The 418-nt window shown below is 50.2% G+C and carries 1 protein-coding gene; it reads right to left on the bottom strand.

Annotated elements, in window-relative coordinates:
- Nucleotides 1-418 (bottom strand): isopeptide-forming domain-containing fimbrial protein (locus tag CHH91_RS17905; protein ID WP_141234189.1); only part of this gene is annotated, 418 nt, incomplete at both ends.

Below are 418 nucleotides of genomic sequence, written 5' to 3'. Positions count from 1 at the left end.
GACTTCGTGTTCTGGCTTGTCTGGATCGTCAATGTTGCCGCCGCCTACGGTGGCAACGTTCTTGACTGTTTTGTTCGCAAAACCTGGTTCGATTGTCGCTTCAAACGTGACCGTGCGCCACTCGGTGTCTGTTACATTGCCGAATGTAGCTGTTACCGTACCGTCTTCGAAGCTTCCTTCGCCACCTTCGCTTACTTTCAGGCTGCCTTCAACAAATGCTAAGCCTTCTGGAAGCTGGTCAGTGATGCGTAAGTCTTCGACTAAGCTGTCTTCGATCGTGTTGCTTGTTTCGATCGTGTACACAACCGTGTCGCCGACTTCATAGCCGTCTTTGCTTTCATCGGCATTTTTCGCTGATTTTTTCGACTCGAGCTTCGGTTGTTTCGGATCAACGTCGACTTCGTGTTCTGGCTTGTCT

Source organism: Virgibacillus sp. 7505, assembly GCF_002272135.1.
GTDB lineage: Bacteria > Bacillota > Bacilli > Bacillales > Amphibacillaceae > Terribacillus.
Note: the sequence above shows the minus strand (reverse complement) of the source record. Positions and strands in the feature narration are given on the sequence as shown.